Annotated in this window: 13 protein-coding genes; 2 read left to right on the plus strand and 11 right to left on the minus strand. The window is 54.5% G+C overall.

Features of this window, described 5'->3' with window-relative positions:
* The first annotated feature begins 49 nt into the window (after positions 1 to 49).
* Together ACA108_18280 and ACA108_18285 are read left to right on the plus strand one after the other, a co-directional pair.
* On the plus strand, positions 50 to 3,166 hold the full coding sequence (locus ACA108_18280; GenBank protein XEX95266.1) for an HsdR family type I site-specific deoxyribonuclease: 3,117 nt from the start codon (positions 50 to 52) through the stop codon (positions 3,164 to 3,166).
* Positions 3,167 to 3,344: 178 nt separating this feature from the next.
* Positions 3,345 to 3,761, plus strand: a complete 417-nt coding sequence (locus ACA108_18285) for a DUF1398 domain-containing protein (GenBank protein XEX95267.1) — start codon at positions 3,345 to 3,347, stop codon at positions 3,759 to 3,761.
* Positions 3,762 to 3,812: 51 nt separating this feature from the next.
* On the opposite strand, the gene ACA108_18290 is transcribed toward ACA108_18285, so the two are convergent.
* The 11 genes from ACA108_18290 to ACA108_18340 are packed head-to-tail and all read right to left on the minus strand — an operon-like array spanning position 3,813 to position 18,788.
* Complete coding sequence (locus ACA108_18290; GenBank protein ID XEX95268.1) at positions 3,813 to 4,727, minus strand: hypothetical protein; 915 nt, start codon at positions 4,725 to 4,727, stop codon at positions 3,813 to 3,815.
* Positions 4,714 to 5,748, minus strand: a complete 1,035-nt coding sequence (tssG, locus tag ACA108_18295) for a type VI secretion system baseplate subunit TssG (protein XEX95269.1) — start codon at positions 5,746 to 5,748, stop codon at positions 4,714 to 4,716. The genes ACA108_18290 and tssG overlap by 14 nt, the downstream gene beginning before the upstream one ends.
* Positions 5,745 to 7,529: a type VI secretion system baseplate subunit TssF gene (gene tssF, locus ACA108_18300; GenBank protein XEX95270.1), complete on the minus strand. Its 1,785-nt coding sequence runs from the start codon at positions 7,527 to 7,529 to the stop codon at positions 5,745 to 5,747. The genes tssG and tssF overlap by 4 nt, the downstream gene beginning before the upstream one ends.
* Entirely contained in the window at positions 7,526 to 8,050 is a 525-nt protein-coding gene (gene tssJ, locus ACA108_18305; GenBank protein ID XEX95271.1) for a type VI secretion system lipoprotein TssJ, read from the minus strand. Before tssJ ends, tssF begins: the two co-directional genes overlap by 4 nt.
* Positions 8,047 to 11,394: an ImcF-related family protein gene (locus ACA108_18310; protein XEX95272.1), complete on the minus strand. Its 3,348-nt coding sequence runs from the start codon at positions 11,392 to 11,394 to the stop codon at positions 8,047 to 8,049. Before ACA108_18310 ends, tssJ begins: the two co-directional genes overlap by 4 nt.
* Entirely contained in the window at positions 11,375 to 12,520 is a 1,146-nt protein-coding gene (locus ACA108_18315) for a hypothetical protein (GenBank protein XEX95273.1), read from the minus strand. Before ACA108_18315 ends, ACA108_18310 begins: the two co-directional genes overlap by 20 nt.
* Positions 12,521 to 12,778 (minus strand): PAAR domain-containing protein, encoded by a 258-nt coding sequence (locus ACA108_18320; GenBank protein ID XEX95274.1) that lies wholly within the window; start codon positions 12,776 to 12,778, stop codon positions 12,521 to 12,523.
* Positions 12,775 to 15,132, minus strand: coding sequence for a DUF2235 domain-containing protein (locus tag ACA108_18325; GenBank protein ID XEX95275.1), 2,358 nt, complete (start codon positions 15,130 to 15,132; stop codon positions 12,775 to 12,777). Before ACA108_18325 ends, ACA108_18320 begins: the two co-directional genes overlap by 4 nt.
* A complete protein-coding gene (locus ACA108_18330) occupies positions 15,120 to 15,632 on the minus strand; it encodes a DUF3304 domain-containing protein (GenBank protein XEX95276.1) in 513 nt (170 codons plus the stop codon). The genes ACA108_18325 and ACA108_18330 overlap by 13 nt, the downstream gene beginning before the upstream one ends.
* Entirely contained in the window at positions 15,629 to 16,396 is a 768-nt protein-coding gene (locus tag ACA108_18335) for a DUF4123 domain-containing protein (GenBank protein ID XEX95277.1), read from the minus strand. Before ACA108_18335 ends, ACA108_18330 begins: the two co-directional genes overlap by 4 nt.
* A gap of 10 nt (positions 16,397 to 16,406) precedes the next feature.
* Positions 16,407 to 18,788: a type VI secretion system Vgr family protein gene (locus ACA108_18340; GenBank protein ID XEX95278.1), complete on the minus strand. Its 2,382-nt coding sequence runs from the start codon at positions 18,786 to 18,788 to the stop codon at positions 16,407 to 16,409.
* Positions 18,789 to 18,804 lie beyond the last annotated feature (16 nt).

Consider the following 18,804-nt stretch of genomic DNA (forward strand, 5'->3'; position numbering starts at 1 on the left):
TTGTATTTTCCTCTGCCGGTTATTGCCCTACCGGCACACAGGATGCGCTATGACTCAACAGACCCACACCATTGCTGAATCCAACAACTTTATCGTTCTCGATAAGTTCACCAAAACCCAGGATCTCGGCGAAAGCTACCAGAGCGAATCAGACCTGGAGCGAGAACTGATTCAGGACCTGCGTAATCAGGGGTATGACTTTGTCTCAATGGCCTCGCAGCAGGCGATGCTGGCAAATGTCAGGACACAACTCCAGGCGCTCAATGGCGTGGTGTTTAACGACAGCGAATGGCGGCGATTCTGTGAAAGCTATCTGGACAGCCCGAGCGACAGCAGCCTCGACAAGACCCGCAAAATCCATATCGACTACATCTGCGACTTTACCTTCGATAACGGCCAGCTTGAAAACATCTACCTGATTGACAAGAAGAACCTGGTGCGTAACAAGGTGCAGGTCATCCAGCAGTTTGAGCAGGCCGGGTCGCATGCTAACCGCTATGATGTCACCCTGCTGGTGAATGGTCTGCCACTGGTTCAGGTTGAGCTGAAAAAGCGCGGCGTGGCGATTCGGGAAGCGTTCAACCAGATTCACCGCTACAGCAAAGAGAGCTTTAACAGCGACAACTCGCTGTTCAAATACCTGCAGCTGTTTGTGATATCGAACGGTACCGACACTCGCTACTTTGCTAACACCACGAAGCGCGACAAGAACAGCTTCGACTTCACCATGAACTGGGCGAAATCCGATAACACCCTGATTAAAGACCTGAAGGACTTCACCGCCACCTTTTTCCAGAAGCATACCCTGCTTAACGTGCTGTTCAGTTACAGCGTGTTTGACAGCAGCCAGACGCTGCTGGTGATGCGTCCGTATCAGATTGCCGCTACCGAGCGCATTATGTGGAAAATCAACAGTTCCTTTAAGGCGAAGAGCTGGTCGAAGCCTGAGGGTGGCGGCTATATCTGGCACACCACTGGCTCGGGCAAGACGCTTACCAGCTTTAAAGCCGCCCGGCTTGCTACTGAACTGGACTTCATCGACAAAGTCTTCTTCGTGGTTGACCGCAAAGACCTCGATTATCAGACCATGAAAGAATACCAGCGCTTTTCGCCCGAGAGCGTCAATGGCTCAGATAACACCGCCGGGCTGAAGCGTAACCTGGAAAAGGATGATAACAAAATCATCGTTACCACCATCCAGAAGCTTAACAACCTGATGAAGGGAGAGGCCGACCTTCCGGTCTATCGTCAGCAGGTCGTGTTTATCTTTGATGAGTGCCACCGCAGCCAGTTTGGTGAGGCTCAGAAGAACCTGAAAAAGAAATTCACCCGCTTCTATCAGTTTGGCTTCACAGGTACGCCTATATTTCCGCAGAACGCCCTGGGGGCTGAGACTACCGCCAGCGTGTTTGGCCGCGAGCTGCACTCCTATGTGATAACCGATGCGATTCGGGACGAGAAGGTGCTGAAATTCAAGGTGGACTACAACGATGTCCGCCCGCAGTTCAAAGCACTGGAAGAGGAAACCGACGAGAGAAAGCTCAGCGCGGCAGAGAACCAACAGGCCTTTCTGCACCCGCGTCGCACCGAAGAAATCAGCCGCTATATCCTCGCGCATTTCCGCCAGAAAACACACCGTTCCTTCCCTGGCGCAAGGGGCTTTAACGCCATGTTCGCCGTGAGCAGCGTCGATGCTGCCAAAGCCTATTATGAAACTTTCAAACTGCTACAGCAGGAAGCGTCAGCGGCATCAACGACGTATAAGCCGCTGAGGGTGGCGACCATCTACTCCTTTGCTGCCAATGAAGAACAAAGTGCCGTTGGCGACATCATTGATGAAAGTTTCGACGTCAGTGCGATGAACAGCAGCGCCAAAGAGTTTCTGGATGCGGCTATTGATGACTACAACAGCCACTTCAAAACCAACTTCAGCACCGACAGTAATGGTTTCCAGAACTATTACCGTGATTTAGCCCAGCGCGTGAAGAACCAGGATATCGATCTGTTAATTGTCGTGGGGATGTTCTTAACCGGCTTTGATGCCCCGACACTGAACACCCTGTTCGTGGACAAAAACCTGCGCTACCACGGCCTGATGCAGGCATTCTCCCGCACCAACCGAATTTACGATGCCACCAAAACGTTCGGCAACATCGTTACCTTCCGCAATCTGGAACGGGCGACGGTGGATGCCATCACGCTGTTTGGCGACAAGAACACCAAAAATGTAGTGCTGGAAAAGAGCTACAAAGAGTACATGGAGGGCTTTAACGACATCGTCACCGGTGAAGCTAAACGGGGCTTTATGGAGATCGTCACCGCACTGGAGCACCGCTTCCCTGACCCAACCGAGATTGAGAGCGAGACAGAGAAAAAGGCCTTTGTGAAGCTATTTGGTGAGTATCTGCGGGCAGAGAACATCCTGCAAAACTACGATGAATTCGCCACACTGAAAGCCCTGCAGAGCGTTGACACCAGTGACCCGGCAGCAATTGAAGCCTTCAAGGCTGAGCATTATCTGGATGACGAAAAGCTGGCTGAGCTCCAGACCATCCGACTGCCGCCAGAGCGCAAGGTGCAGGATTATCGCTCGGTGTATAACGACATCCGCGACTGGCAACGCAAAGAGAAAGCTGCAGGTGACAGGGATAAATCGACCACCGACTGGGACGATGTGGTGTTTGAGATTGACCTGCTGAAGTCACAGGAAATCAATCTGGACTACATTCTCGGGCTGATTTTCGAGCATAACAAGCAGAACAGAAACAAAGCGGGACTCACCGAAGAAGTCAGACGTCTGATACGTTCAAGTCTCGGCAACCGCGCCAAAGAAGGTCTGGTTGTTGACTTCATTCAGCAAACTAATCTCGATGAGCTGCCTGACAAGGCCGGGATTATCGATGCGTTCTTCACTTTTGCGCAGCGTGAGCAGCAGCGCGAAGCGGACGCATTGATAAAGGAAGAGAACCTGAACGAAGAGGCGGCAAGACGTTATATCCGCACCTCGCTGAAGCGTGAGTATGCGACAGAGAACGGCACGGAGCTTAATGAGACCCTACCCAAACTCAGCCCTCTTAACCCGCAGTACAAAACGAAAAAGCAGACCGTTTTCCAGAAAATCGTCGCCTTTATCGAGAAGTTCAAAGGTGTTGGCGGCCAACTCTGATCATCCAGGCTTAGAGGGGAGGAGTAACGCCCTTCCCTCCATGCTGTTGGCAGGCATCCTTACTCTGCCCTGCTCTCAAACTCCGATACAAAATCATCGCGATAGATACAGAGTTGTTGTTGCACGGCATTACTACGCAGCCCACCATGTGAGAAACGATCTAAAGGAAAGAGGCAACATGAGCAAGGCGATTGATAACCTACAGGCTGCGATGTTAAAGGCGATGACCGAACGTCCCACTGTCGGAGGATTTCCGTATCTGGCTGAGACGTTACGTGCAGCTGGCGTGAAAGTTAACGAATGGACACTGCCATCCTGCCAGAGCCTGTACTTAACTGATGCGGGTCCAGTCGTGATGCAGAGTCAGCCACTCATCTCGAACATTGCGAACGTGCCGATGTTTGATGAAGAGGCCGTGATTCACGCGCTTCGGGAAGATCAGGCCGGGAGAACCACATTCCCCGAGTTTCTGGCGGCAATCTGGCTGGCGGGTGTTGTACGCTATGTCGTGGATTTTCCTGGTCGCCAGGTCGCGTATTTTGGCTGCAATGGCGAAAGCTACGTGGAAGCGTATCCGGCCATCACACTCGATTAAGCCGTCAACCAGCAGGCGGGAACCTTAAGATCATTCCCGTCTGTCGAATGCTCAGCCTTTCTTACGCTGTGATCGAACCAAACCTTCCTGCGGAAAACGCACGCCATGATGGTGTATCAGCATGGCTCTGCGATGCCTGTCGCGTCCGCGCTGCCAGAGTATCCAGGCTTTCAGTGCGTGCAGGTTCATGAGCTCAATCAGGTGCATCATGCGCTTTTCCCAGTTCCCCACAGCTGACAGACACAATTTCATCCGCCGTTTGATATCCACCGTGCTGTCACCGGCTACCAGTGCATCAATTCCCTCACCCCAGAGCTCAAAATACTGCAGGCTGACAACAGGTAGCCCAGTAAGCAGACTGAAATTACGGTCACAGGGCACACAACGGAAGCTCGGGCGTTCTTTCGTTCTGTAGGTTCTCTTCCCTCCGCAGTGCGGACAAACCGCTGTCGACTGCGTTCTGAGTGTCTGGTACCAGCCCTTCAACCGTTCCGCTTCAGCAGCAACATCCGGTGTGAATGTCGGGTCGCGTCGCTCATAATGCGGCACCCACCAGGCGTAAAGCGCAGGCCAGTACTCCTGCATCACACGCGCGATTACACGGTCTTTATGAACGCAGGTTGGATCGGCGATCTTCAGTTCTGCCATCATCTCTGCAGTGGTGAGTCCCGATAAGCGGGCCGCCGCAAACAACGGCCACAACGGAACATGTCGGCTCCGGGCAAGTAGCGTTCCGGTCAGCGGGGTAAATCCTTTCTTGCAACGGCTACAGCGATAGTTAATGACCCGATTTTTGGATGAACTGCCATTGGAGTGAAATGCCGGGCTTCCGCAGTGCGGGCAATGATCAGGCTTCTGATAAGGTGCCGTCGCAAGCCAGTCAATCAGCGCATCCGCATCCTGGTGCAACTCCACTGGCAGAAAACGATAATAGTCGAACCGGCCCGAGAGACTATTCTTCGTCAAAATCCCTTCCCCGTAATTTCCCCACCTTCATCCGCATCGTCTGCGGCATCTGATCTTCATTATCATCCCTGAGCCCCATCATCACGTTATATCCCATGAACAAATCAGGGTCGCCAAGCCTCGGGCGGGGGAGAAGGCGGACCGGAATGGTCAGGTGCAGGCTGGCATCATAATCACAACCGAGATAGGTTTTAAGCAGTTCAAACACGTCCCTGCGCAGCTGACCACGAGGCATCCATCCTTTTGCTTCCCCAGCATCCTCGGTGTACATTTCGATACGCATACAGTAGTTAGCATCTTCCACCTCATCCCCCAGTATAGGGCGGTCACCCAGCTTCATGCCCCCATTGACCGACAGCCGTGCAGGCTCTGCGACAGGCATCCAGACCGGATGATGAGGGATAACCTCTACCCGCGTATTGGGTGCCTGGCTGCGAATCACGGCGGCAACGCCTTCAGTGGTATGCGTCGGGTGGAGCATCGGCTGTAAAATCGCCAGTAGCCGCGAGGGAGGAAGCGTCCGACTGTGTGTGATGCCAGTCAGCGCCATCAGGCTACGGGAGAATTTATCTGCGCCCCCCTCTTCGAAGGTTGCCGGATAGCTGTATTTCTTCCAGATGCGATAGAATTGCGTCATTAACCGGTGGTTGAAGATATCGAGGAATGCGGCCATTGCATCAGCCCCTTCCCGCCCCTGATTAATGTCGTCAATGTAAGCTGTCGGCAGCGGAGAATCCACGCCATACAACCCCAGAAACTTTGTTCGGACCGCGGGTGGCGCATCGGGGTTATCCGGGTCGGTTTCGGTTCGTTTCAGCTCACCCGATGGAAACCCCAGATGTGGATCCGGCCGGAAACGCACCGGGTCGCTATTAGGGTATAACCCTGTACCCAGGTCATTCCCGCCAAGCTTTTCAACCAACTGGCAGAAACGGTAAAAGTTGAAGCGGGCTGTCTGATCGCGGCCTTCACCATCCAGCCAGAACGGCGGCAGATCTTTCTTATCGTCTTCGCCTGTCACATCAACACCCTGTCAATCCTGCGTTCCGGCCACGCCCATTCCGTACCGGACTCAGTCAGCGTAACCGTAAGTTGAGTAAAGCGAATGATGCTGGCGTACTGCGTGAAAAATTGCTCAAGGAGCTCACAGAACAACCGGGCATCACCTGTACCGCTAAACTGCGTTTCATCCAGCGCTACACGGATCTTTACCCCATGCCACTGACGCGACGAGTTATAGGCCTGTTCGTAGCTGACATGTCGGATCCCGCCAATACGGCGACGATTATTCTCATCATCGGTCCAGTCAAACAGCGTCAGAACAGCCCGAAGATTTTCAGCATCGCTAATCATCTGGCTCAGTGCACGAGGATGCAGCTGCGCCATCACATGCCACTGATACAGCTGTGATAAAGGTGGATAACACGGCATTGAGGGTGCATGTCGGGTCTGGCAGCGCAGCGTCTGGTTACCGGTTGACGTCAGTCCGTCAAACACCGCAGCATCAAGGGCCATACGGGCGTAATTCCCGTTGGTGCAGGTGATATTCATAAACAACGTGGCATTTTCCTCCTGAAGATCGCCTTCACCAGAAGAGCCACCCAGCATCAGCAGCGTTTCATGCAGCCCGCTCACACCACGCCAGATGCGGGTATGGAAATAGCGCTCGGGCCAGGCGTCCTTGCGCTGTAACATCCCCCCCTTATGCCGGAACTGGCGGTAAGGCACATACTGGCGCTTGTCCAGCGTCTCACTGGCAGCCACCTTATCCACGCTGTAAATCTCGGTATGATGGTCACGCAAACGATGTGGCCGTAACCGGTAATCCAGCACGGCAGGCTGTACTTTCAGCGGCTCGGCATTCAGCGAAAACAAGTTAATGAGCGGCACGCAATGGATACGCAGAATATCTTCCGGAACAGGAATATCACGGTTCAGCGGGGTACTGAGATGGATGTCCAGCTCGAATGTCTGACAGTCCTCTCCCAACGGCAGCGTCTCAAGGCCGCTCAGGGTAAAGAATGCAAATCGCGCCGGAAAGCTGAAATACTCGAGCATCGGGCGCACTTCACCGCACAGCGCCGGACTGTCACTCTCCGGCCAGACTGATGACCAGTGCTGTTGCCAGCGTGACGACAGTTTGCCGTGGAAAGGTTGCGGATCGAGGTTGCCGGTCTGTGGCAGCCGAACCGTAATCTGTGAGACATGATGTGTAAGAGCCTGGTACAGCATCGACTGCAGAGGGCGGTCACCGTGGATGTAAACCGGGATATGGCGTAAATTTACCTGCGACGGGTCCGCATACTGACTGAAGGTAAAACGCAGGGTCAGCACCTGGTGACCATCCGGGTGAAACTGCCGTCTGGTGTTATGCAGCGTCAGCGGATGCAGGACCAGTTCATCCGTTGTGCGATAAGGGCAACGCAAACCCGATTCATCCATCGGTCGCGTCAGAAGCGTAGTACCGGCAGGGATTACCACATCCCTCACCTGTGCAGCCATTTCAGGCGTCAGCTCTACGACTGCCATTGAGGGCAGTGTACGGTTAGCTATCGGCAGCAGATGCCCCAACAGCGGCTCCGTCAGCTCGGGGATATCATCATCCAGCTTACGGCGCAGCTGTGCCATCATCAATGAAAAACCCTGGAACAACTGTTCAACGGCATCATCGGCTTTATGCGACATACCGTCTACGCCCAACCGGCGCCCCGCCTCCGGATGCTGTTGTGCAAACTCACGCGCAGCCGCTTTCAGCCAGCGCATCTCGCTGTCAAAATACTTCAGAAACTCATGGTCATTCATTCTTTCACCGGTTTCAGCAGGAGAGTGTTGTTACGGATTTCGATGATCCGTGGCTTATCCGGGTCAAGATCATCGCGACTCAGCACCTGCTTCCAGCTACTTCTGATGCGATCAGGTTTACGAAACAGTCCGACCACGGCCACAAACTGCGCCTTCTTATCCATCGGGATATCGAGCTTGATCGTCTGGCCGGGATAGACGCTCAGGACGCGCTGCGTCACCAGCGAATCCTTCAGCACGATATCAGGCTGCATCAGCAGGTCGGTATACCCGGTATTATCAAAGGTCTTGCGATCGTTCAGTTGCAGCACACGTACCCGCAGCGGCATGGCCTCCTGCGCATCATCCGCGTTAATGGCGCTCCGGGCAGCAAAGGTCAGGTGCAGCGTTTCCACCTGCCGATAGAAGATGGCTTTTGCCACGCTTGCGGTGCCCTGAGCCGTCGCATGGAACAGGCCACAGCCACTCAGCAGGAACAAAGGCAGGCAAAGCAGTGCGTTTCGTGAAATTCGAACTATCATGACTTACCTCCCGGATGGCTCGCCGCCATGCCACCCGATGCAAAAATCTGTGACGGCAGGACAAACCCACGCAAATCAAGCAGTGACAATGGTCCTTTCCCAAGCTCGGTTCGCAGCTGGTAGTTCAGCGTCACCCCGTCAGGCGTCACCCACGCCACGCGATAGAGATTATCTCCCAGGCTTGTCACCAGCGCCTTATCCAGCAGGCGAATGAATCCCCAGCTACCCGGCTCATCGGCATACAACCGCGTTCCGGTGTTGACTGTTCGCCAGGTCAGCGTGCTTTGAGGCTGCCAGCGGTTATCCGGCCAGGTCAGGGTCTGCCAGCTCTCCTCCTGGTTGAAATACTGGAGCTTCTGACGGTCTACCAGCAAATCGGATTCCACCACATCACGGGAAGGTTTTGCCATCATCTGGAAATGCAGTTCCACATCGCCGTGCGCAAAGGCAACATTCGCAATGCGGGTCAGGCGATTAAGTGCATCCAGGAATGCCGGGTTAAAGGTCAGCCCCTGGCTGTTCATCGCATCCGGCACCCACTTATCCCCTTCCAGCCGCAACAGGCCTCCCAGGCGGGTCTGAATAAACTGTGTGATACGCCCGGTATCTGCCCGCATAAACTGCGCCAGCTCAGGCAATGAAGCCTCGCTCTGGCGTTCAGTAAACGGATAGCGGTCAGCAAAGGCTGCATTCCACGGGGTCACGATATCGCTTTGCCACTGGCTGTTGATACTCTCTGACGTTGGAGAAAGCACCTGTTCCCACGCCTGAACCATCGGCTGCACAAACACGCTCTGCCCGAAGCCACTCCACTCCTGCCCGAGGCTGGCGGCAATCAGGCTGCCATAGTCGCGGGTATCAGTGAGATCGACCGCTTTCCCCTGAAACACGGTCAGCGCCAGCGACTGCATCATGGCCTGGGGATCAGGTGCGTTCGTCACCTGCTGCAGGCGCAGGCGAACGCGGGTGATACGGGTCAGGAACGTTTGCAGACTCAACGCGTTCTGTGACGCACTGCTGTCCGTCAGCGCCAGCAGCGGTCCGAAGGTCGCATCCAGAGGGCCATGCGCCACGTTACCGGCCTGCTGTACAGCCGCATTAGCTTTGTCGTTGTGGATTAAATGCTTAGCCGAACTCACCAACGAATCGGTCAGGTCACCACCGACCTGACCGGTGCGCCCCTGAACATTCAGGGTGTTCATCAATGCAATCAGCGGTGACTGCCGGACATCTGCCAGCAGAGTCAGCTGTTCAATCGACTCCGACAGGCTTCCGGCCTGATGCCATTGCAGACTGTTAAGGAACTTAAGCCAGGCGCCTGAGTAATCAGAGAAATACCGCTCAGTCAGTCGGGCCTTCATCGTGTCAGGAGAAACGGTCCCCGCTGTATCGCTGGAATGCTGTGCATCGCTCAGCACCCAGTCAATTTCATCCCGGCGTGATTTAGCCAGCTTCTCAATTGCAGGCTGAACCTCTTCTTCCCAGGCCTTACGCGTGAATACGCCCGGTACAGCCACATCGGTACTGAACAGCTGGCTACTGTCTGTGCCGTTTACCATTTCGCTGAGCGTCATGTCTGCATAATCGTGGGAGACCTGTTCCAGCAGCTTCTGGTAACGCGTGGACTCCGCATTACTGGCCCCAATCTGGCGAAGCAGCGCGGAACGCATGCCACTGACCAGTCGCATATCGGGCATGATTCGCCACTCCATGTGTGCCGGAAGGTTCTGCATCATAAAGGCCAGCATACTGTTGCCAGCCATGCGCCAGGTGCCATCCGCCACGTCATCACGCTGTTGCCAGGACTGCATCACTGTGTTGCTGAAGAAGGTCGGATCAGCTTTATCGGGGCGTGAGAGCATCAGATAGGCCCGAAGCTGGTCATACATGGCTTTCGACTGAGCGGCACGCTGTGGATTATCCGGCGGCAGGTTGAGCCAGTGATTCATGACGGATGAAAGATGTTGCGCAGAGGCATCCCGCAACATCGGCATCGCCGCCTGTTGCCAGTACGGCCAGAGCGCATCCAGCACGTCATCATTGCGACTCAGCCCCATGCGCATATACCACGGCGCTCCGTACTGCTGTCGGTGCTGCAGACGTTCAATTTCATGCTGCAGCTGGTAAAGTGCCAGCAATCGTTTTGGCATAGGCTGCCGCGTATCGGTGGCACTCAGGGCCAGAGCATGATCAGCCTGCATCAGCCGCAGGTTTGTTATCCAGGAGATAACGGCAGTCGCCAGCCAGAACGTCAGCAGACAGGTACAGGTCAGCAGTAGTGATTTACGCCATGACACACCGGTCGCTACCGGCTTGCGCCAGCGCTGGGCGAGTAAATCCAGCCACGCTTTGCCCGGCTGCCACGCATGGCGCAGTGAAGCCGCCCCCGAGGTGACCGCCGGGCTGAAGACCATCCCGCCAAGCGGCAGAGAACGGGCTCCCTCCGACAGTTGTGACAGCGTATGTGTCACCCGCTCCGTGCCGCCGTCACGCAGGCTGTGGGCCAGCTGTAACAAAAAGGCATGATTACGGTCGTTCAGGATTTGCTGCATACCCTGATGCACCAGTGAGGACTCCAGCTGTTTGAGAGAATGGCGAAAATCGTCCGCTTCATCCCCAGGTGCAGATAAAAAGCCCGTTGCCTGTACCGGCAGACCAGGTTGTTCCCATTCCAGCGCGTGCGTTTCCCACAACCAGAGCGGGATTTCCCATCCCAACTGGTGATACTGCTTCTGCAGCTGGCGGGCGACGGTATCCAGGGTGTCATGTGAAAGTGTGGTCTGCGCACTGACCACCCAGATCAACGCATCAGCCAGGCGACGGCGGATTTTACGCAACGCTTTCAATTGCGCGGCATCCGGCTCAGCGACCGGGCTACCGTGCCACAGCAACAGAGTCCCCTGACCTTCCAGCCAGTGCTGAGTGGTCAGCCCCGGAATCGCCTGCTCGACCTCATTTTCCTCCCCCACCACCAGCAGGATACGCACCCTGCTGCGCCAGCGTCTGCCATACTGAAAACGCAGCTGTGTGATGATGTCTTTCACCTGCTGATTCTCTGATGGGCGCTGTCTTTTGCTACCGGCGTCGCCCGTCAGCTCTTTTGCCTTAAGTCTGACCAGCGCTTTCCAGCACAGAATGAACGGCGCACAGAACCAGACCAGCACGAGCCAGGTTATCGCCGCCCGGAATGCTATCTGGCCCGGCAACAACTCCGGCAGGTCGAGACTGCTTCCGGCAAAGTAGTAGAGCAATGCCCCCAGCAGGACCAGCAGGGTAATCGTGATGACATAGCCGGTGACCAGCCAGAATAGCGAATGACGGGGTTCAGTGCGGGAGGTTTCCACGAGGAACGCAAACTCCTGTAATAAATTGAGATTCCATAAATGTCGCCGTCCAGCCACATGACAGCCCCTTCAGAGCGGACAATGCGGCCAGAGACTGCATGACAAAGGGGGTTACCGCCCCGGCGTTACCCAGGTACGGCATCAGGACATTATCGAGGGCAGACCAGCCAGACGGTAAAAGGGTATCCATCGCGGCACTGTCTGCTGCCAGCACCCTTTCAGGCGCACTGCGCAGACGGGCATAGCGACCAAGCTGTTCAGTCAACTGTTGCGGTGTTTCTGACTCAGCAGGCTGGAGAATTTCACTGCGGGTCATCAGTGCCTCAGCCCTGTGCCCGCACAACCAGGCAAACCCGGCTTCTGAAGCGGTATACTCAGCGGCGCTGTCGGCATCACCAAACCCGGCGCACAACAGCAGCGCCTGTTCATCTTCTGGCATCGTATCGATAACCAGGTCAAAATCAGCGACAGTGTGCAAACGCAGCACATCTTCGGGTAGACGAATACCGTCAGACTCCAGCACCAGGCTGAATGCACTCAGGCTCTGCTCATCACCCAGCCAGCAAAACACCTGAACAGGACGCGCTTCATTGGTACTACGTAACCGGGTCAGTACCTGGCGAGCCAGGTGACGTGACAGCATGACCGCCCGATTTTCCTGGCCGCCCAGTCCCAACACCATCGGGCAACGCAGCAACGCATTCCCTGACGCATCGTCACTCTGCTCCGGGGCAACGGGAAGCGGCAGAGACAATAGCGCTTCATGCTCGCTACTCTCATCCCCCATCGGCGTGACCAGCATGACAGCTTCTACAGGTAACAACCGGGACCGCTGTCGCCACCATGCGCGAACGGAGGCCGAAATGGCCTCCCGGTGCGTATCGCGATTCGATACAGACTGTAACCAGACCAGCCAGCGCAGAGCGACAGCAACCGTCCAGATAATCAACGGGCAGATCACGCTCCAGAACCAGAATGACACTGTCCGGGTCGGCTTACCTTCCGGCCACAACAGCATTGTCGCAAGCGCGGCCAGAAACAAAATCACCGGCAATGCAATCCACCAGCGTCGCCAGTGGGCAGGCTGCAGCTCCGTATAATCGGGATAACGGGGAGGAAAGATCATTCACCCAACGTCCATATCAGGCAGCGAGCTGACCAGCGTGCAGGTACAGGCGCACTTATGACCGTCAAGTGAAACAGCCTTATCGTTCACCATGTAGCCCGGAGCTCCCTGCGCAATCGTCGTCATGCCGTGCTTATTACAGCGAACCTTGTCACCCACACTCGCCACCGGCCGACCAAAAGCATCGTAGCTACCGGTCAGCACCTCGCCACCATATTCCCTGAGGGTATCCCCCACGCGGATAAGCTTCAGACTCACAGGACTTTTACTCCCGAGGCTTTCAGCATATCGATGGACGAAGCCATCATTGCCTGATGCTGATCATTAATGATCTGGCTGTTGGCTTGCTCAACCAGTAGGCCTGGAGAGCGGGTTGGCTTAAGCAGTTCAGTTGCATTGTCGGACAACGGTATGGCTTTGCCCGTCGCATTATCGAGGATTGTTCGCGGTCCCTTTGTACCAAATCCACCAACATTAGCAGAATTGTAAAGTGCCGGATTCTTAACCCGGAAAGACGTATCAGGTGGCGGAACGGGTGCGCCGATCAATTGACCGGCAGTGGAGAGCAGGTACATATCCTTATTACTGTCAGACCCAAAATAGATTGAACGGTAAAAGAAATAGCTTCCCCATGGCTCTCGCGTCCCCAACGAGGAATACATAAACCAGGCGCGGGAATCGTGAACCTGATCATCGAACAGCGCGACAACCTGAGACAGAACAGGATCGCTGACCACTGCGCCGACCTTTGATGAAAACAGACGAGGGTAGATCGCGTCGCCATCAGCTTTGATCTGCTTAAACTCTTCCGCTTCGTCGTCGGTATTGTGCATCCAGACAATGCCTTTGGGGATTTCATTAATCACAAACTCGCCCCAGCTTTGCGGCCTTGTTTCACTGAGGTAGTCGCTACGAAACTCCTCGGCAGCCTCGCGAAGTTCCTGCTTATCAATAGCGGGTTCGTAGGCCGGAATACCCGGTTGATTCATCATAGCCGCAGCCCCCGGCACTCGTGGATTCAGTGTTGCAGCACGGCGCTTATAATCGATCTCTTCTTGTTTCTTATCATGCGCATGCTTACTTGCAGCCTGTTCCTCAGCGGAGTGCTGTGTTGCATGTTGATAGAACGACTGGTTTGCAAAGCTGCCGTTGGCATAGCGCCCGATTCGCCACGCCGTTATCAGGCCTATCTGGTCAGACACCGCATCTTCCAGTGTCTGAGACAGCGAATGCGCATCATAGCCATAGCTTGTCTGAGCTTCGGTTTGAGCCGATTCTTCGGCTGTCGGGAGGATAGTCTGACGCCAGGCATTGAAACGCTGGATGAGTGATTTGCTCACTAAAAATTGACGAATTGTGTCGCCAGACATGATTCGGGAAGGCTTCTTCTGAAGCAACCTATCAGGAATGCTGTCTTTTAGTACACTCAGTGGGGCTCCTGCCGCAAAAGCAGCAGCGTAGAGATCGTGAAGGATGATTTGCGACAGTACATTGCCAGGGAAATTGAGATCGCCATTGTCTCCACCAACTAGCCCTTTCCCCTGATCTCCCGGCGGATATCCTCCTCCGATATCAGAGTGCATGCCCGGATAAACCACTTCTTCCGCATAAGAAGGGTAGCGACCACCAGGACGACGAATGGAATCAAGCGGGAAACAAAGGCGTTGTTCATGTGCTGAGACGAAGTGCTTGCAGCTCTTTATAAGACCGGGATAACGCTTTTCGTTCGGTAGCTGCTGTGTACCATTTGCCCACCCCATATGCCCATCGCTCATTGGCATAATGTGCGCCACACCGACAGAGGGTACGGTATCCAATAGCCCCAGGAACTCAATACTCAGCGGAATCCCCAGGAGAGCCTGTTCAGGCTTATCGCCGCCTTTAGGAATTCTGAACAACTGAGTAAGCCAGTTAACAAACGTTCGGGCTTCCGCTGCGCCACGCGAAAAGCCATAGACAAAGAGCTTGATTTTGAGGACTTTTCTCTGAAGCTTTTCGAGTCTGGCCTGGGTATCAGCATTCAGGTAGCCATTCATGGCATTAATGCGGTTATACACGCCATCAATGGGCCAGTTTGAAGCCATACCACTCAGCTTTTGCCGGGCTTCTGTTGCCGGGATACGCTTAGCCCCCTGAGTCGCTGTATGCGTAAGGGCATCAGCCAGCATCAACAGTGCCCAGTTAATACGGTTTTCCCCTCCTGTCGCATACTGCAAACCCGCATCAGAGTAATCCATTTCACCAATTTCAGGGAACGCTGTGCCGACCCCTGGCATGTAGTAAGCATAATACCCATCCCCTTCAGCTTCAGGCGTATATGTCGCATGGAACATTTTGGCGATATTGGTCGGGTGGGCAGGGCTGGTATGCCGGGTATCGTGGTCTTCATTATTCCCGGTGCCATCAAAGAAGAAGCTGATATGCAGACTCTGTGAACAAACAAACCCATTTCGACGCCCGGTTTCTTCATTGAACGCGTAAAGATAATCATCCTCCTCTTTACGCTGCTTCCGATAATTATCCAGCACGTCTTCTGCCGTTGATGGCAGTCGGCCATTCAGAGGGAACTCAGGTGGTGCCCAAACGTTGGATTTTGCACTCATTTTGGACATGTCGCTGGCTCCTTCATGTTCATCGGTTCTTTGATCGGGTAGGTTTCAGCTCCATAGCTGGCTTCTCCCGCATAGACTTTTACCTGTTGGCAAGGGAGGAAATGAACACTGATCCCCGCGCTTTGATCATATTTGGGGATGGGAACATCGGCGCTGTACCGACGGTACTTAGCTACGTGCCTGGCGATGGCTTCAGGCTCATATTCGAATCCTTCCTTCTTCATCGGAATTTTCTCATCAGGGTTTGGATCTATTTCCCATTCGATATGTGCAGTCAGACCCGGGCGCCACTTATCGGGGATCATCACGCAACATGCATTTCCGGTTAGCGTACTGCCGTAACCATTCACGGAGAACCAATTGACGTCCTGCCCTGATACGTGGTTGTAACCGCGAATATTCCCGGCGCTGGACGTATCGGCATTTGACTGATCACAACCGGCAAGGGCGAAGACAATAGTTACCGCAACAATTCGAAACACTTTCATCATGTTAATCATCGCGCCTGCTCCATGAACGCAACCAAATCACCAAAGTAATTCTGCTCGCTGGCCCTGAGTGAAGCCTCCAGATTACGGGTGAAATTCTCTTCATTCGAAAGTTGCGGATCGTAGTGCCTTTGCATCAACTTCTCTGCGTCACCGATGCACCCCATGCGATCAACCTGCGCATCATCGACACAACTCATTTCCGGTTCATCAGCTAACTCTCTGTCGGGTATGAAGGTTCCAAACTTCCAGACAATCTCCCCGTCTCTGTCCCGCCAGCTCCAGAACAGCGCGATATCCGTAAAGGCAGCCTGCTGCTCTGCAGTGAGCACATGGCTCAGCAACGATGGAAATACGCGGTTGTCGTAATAGCGCAACAGGCCGGTTTGTTCTTCCCACTGAACCTGTGACAACGCCTGCAAATGACGACACAGCAAATCAAAGGCCAGCGGTGAAACCAACAGCGTCAGGCGCGGTGAACCCGAGAAATACTCCAGCAGCTGCTCCAGCCACATACGCTGATTCGCCACGGCAAAATGCAGGCGCATCACAACCGGTGAATACTCCGGCGTCCCCCCTTCAGGCGTGCCTTCAAATAGTTCAAACCACTTCACCCCAGGCGAGAGCTTTCGTAATGCAGCCTGCAGTGGTTGGTCAGTCCCGGCCTGGTCCACCAGCACATCGATGTAATCCAGCCCGGCTTTGGCGCAAAGGGCTTCGGTTTGTTGTTGCCAGAGAATGTGCTTTGGTTGTGCTAACGGCGTCGTTGTTGTCATCGGAGGTTCCTTATCCGCGTGCTGCAAACGCAGCCGCTTCTTCCTGGGCTTTCTTCAGGCAGTCTTTACACACAGACTTCGGCAGCTCGGGCAGCGTGGTTTCATCACTGAGAGGCGTATTCCAGTTGTGCGTGCCACGGTAATTGATTTTCCCTGGCGTATGCATGTCGATATCGCCGGGCGAAAGTCGGAAGGATGAGTTACCACAGTGGAATACGATGGCGTTTTTTGCCGCCAGATGAATCTCGCCCTGGGTGGACGTAACGGAAATATCTTTCAGCGCAGTAAGGCCCATCAGGTCACCATGCGATTCGATGGTCACAGGCCCGTTACCCGAAACGATACGTACACCTTCCTGCTGCGCCAGTAATGAGAACGCGCGTCGGGTGTTGACAGAAAGACGGTCATCGCTGACAAGACTGGTTTCACCCTTGCTCTGCAGATGCAATGTCTGGCCGCTATTGACCAGAACAGATTCCGGGCTGACGATGCCGATACCCTTCGGGGCGCTCAACAGCATCGCCGGTGATTTCAGCTGATCAACAGCAGTCAGGTAGGCTTTCAAATGCGAAGCATCAGGCTGAAGATTGTGGTGTGACTGTGTTATAGTACGCCAGTCATTCATCTGACTGACGGCCCCTTTGACCAGACTTATTGCCGGAGACATATCCAGCACCTGACCGGTGGCCGTGGCCTGAGCATCTGCAGTGAGGAACAGCCCTTTACCGGCCCTGAGTGTGCCCGTGCTGTCTGTACGCAGCTCAAAACCTTCGCCACGCTTATTACGCGAACTGTCTACAATGTGCCCCAGCGACAACTGACTCTTGCCACCGTACTCCGTCGATATTTTGACGTGTTCAGCCCCACGCCGATCCTCAAATCTCAGTTTGTTATTCGCCGGAGTTCTGAGCACATTACGCTGATAGTTGTAGAGATTGACATGATCCTCATGGCGGGAGTCATGCATTGCGCAGAGGATATAAGGCCGGTCAGGATCACCGTTGGTGAAGGCAATCATCACCTCCGTTCCGGCAATCAGCGGGAAGTGCCAGCCGTAAACATTCCCGGCATAAGGCTTGGCAAGGCGCACTGGAAGGCTTTCAAAGCCCGCCTGCCAGGTCGTGTTAAGGTCAAACTGAAAGCGGACACGGTAGCGCCCCGTTTCATCGAGTTCAGCATATTGCGCGTTTTCAACCGGACTAGTCACCCTCGCGAGCAGTGTACCGCCAATATGTGGCCGGGACAGCAACGGGGGCCGGTAGGAAAGATGCTGGCGATTCGGCACAGCCGTAAAGCTGATGACATAGGCGGTATCACGGGAGATGCGTTCTGATGAGGTGGAGACCACTAACAAGCCATTCGGGGCATCTTCCCAGGATTTGCCCTGTGGATGAATAATCATACCAGGACGAATATCCATTCCGTTCGACTTACCATCAAACACAACCTGCTCAGTCACCAGGCGTTCGCGGCGGCGTTTTACGAACCAACGCCCTTGTTCCGGCTGTTCTGCGGCCTGTCTGCCCTGTTCTTTGTAATGTTCGCCGTAACGGTATTCTTCACCGGTGAGCGCGGGCATATCCAGATCGGTTTCCAGATGTACCTGCATATCGCTCTGAGCTTCACGGTAATACTCATCATTAACACGCGTCTGCCCCGCAACGGTATGGCGGTTTACAGTTACATCCCACAATGACTCCAGGCCGCCATCAAACAGGCCGGAAGGGTGACGAAACGCAATCTGAGGGCCATCGCTAAAGGCGTAACCAGAATCACCTAACACCAGAATATCGCGGTGGTTTTCCTCATCCCAGGCAAAGTAATAGAACACCCCCACACGCGCCAGATGACGCTGAATAAAGGCGAGATCACTTTCAGCATAAGAGATAAAGAACTCCCGCACCGGATACTGAGTGCTCAGCTGATACCGGTAGTCAAGGCTTGAGAACGCCCAGCGTTTCAGGATGTCCTCAACCGCGCCGATAACGCTTTTATGCTGATAAACCGCGTAGGTAAGACTGTTGCGAAGCAGAGCCAGGCTGGCTTCAAGCACCACCACATAACGCGTGGTATCAGCGGAACGTTCGCATTGCTGAAAAGACGTGATAACACCCCGCATCACTCGGGGGGTGACAGCCTGCCAGGGTTTACCATCAGGGTAAAACAGAAGCTGCGCGGTGGTGTTGATTAGCACATCTGCGGGAATATCGGGAGTTGCGCTGGTCAGCTCGATTGAATAGCACCAGGGTGTATTCAGGGCTTCTTCACCACTGAAGCGCAGTACCGACAACTGGATCTCAGGGTGCTGCTTATGAAGTTCCGGTACTTTCAGTTGGTAGTGATTGTAGACCGGGATTTTCCCGCCCTGAAGGGTTAATGTATTCTCGCTCATGACCTGCTATCTCCCT

This window comes from Dryocola sp. LX212 (genome assembly GCA_041504365.1).
Lineage (GTDB): Bacteria > Pseudomonadota > Gammaproteobacteria > Enterobacterales > Enterobacteriaceae > Dryocola.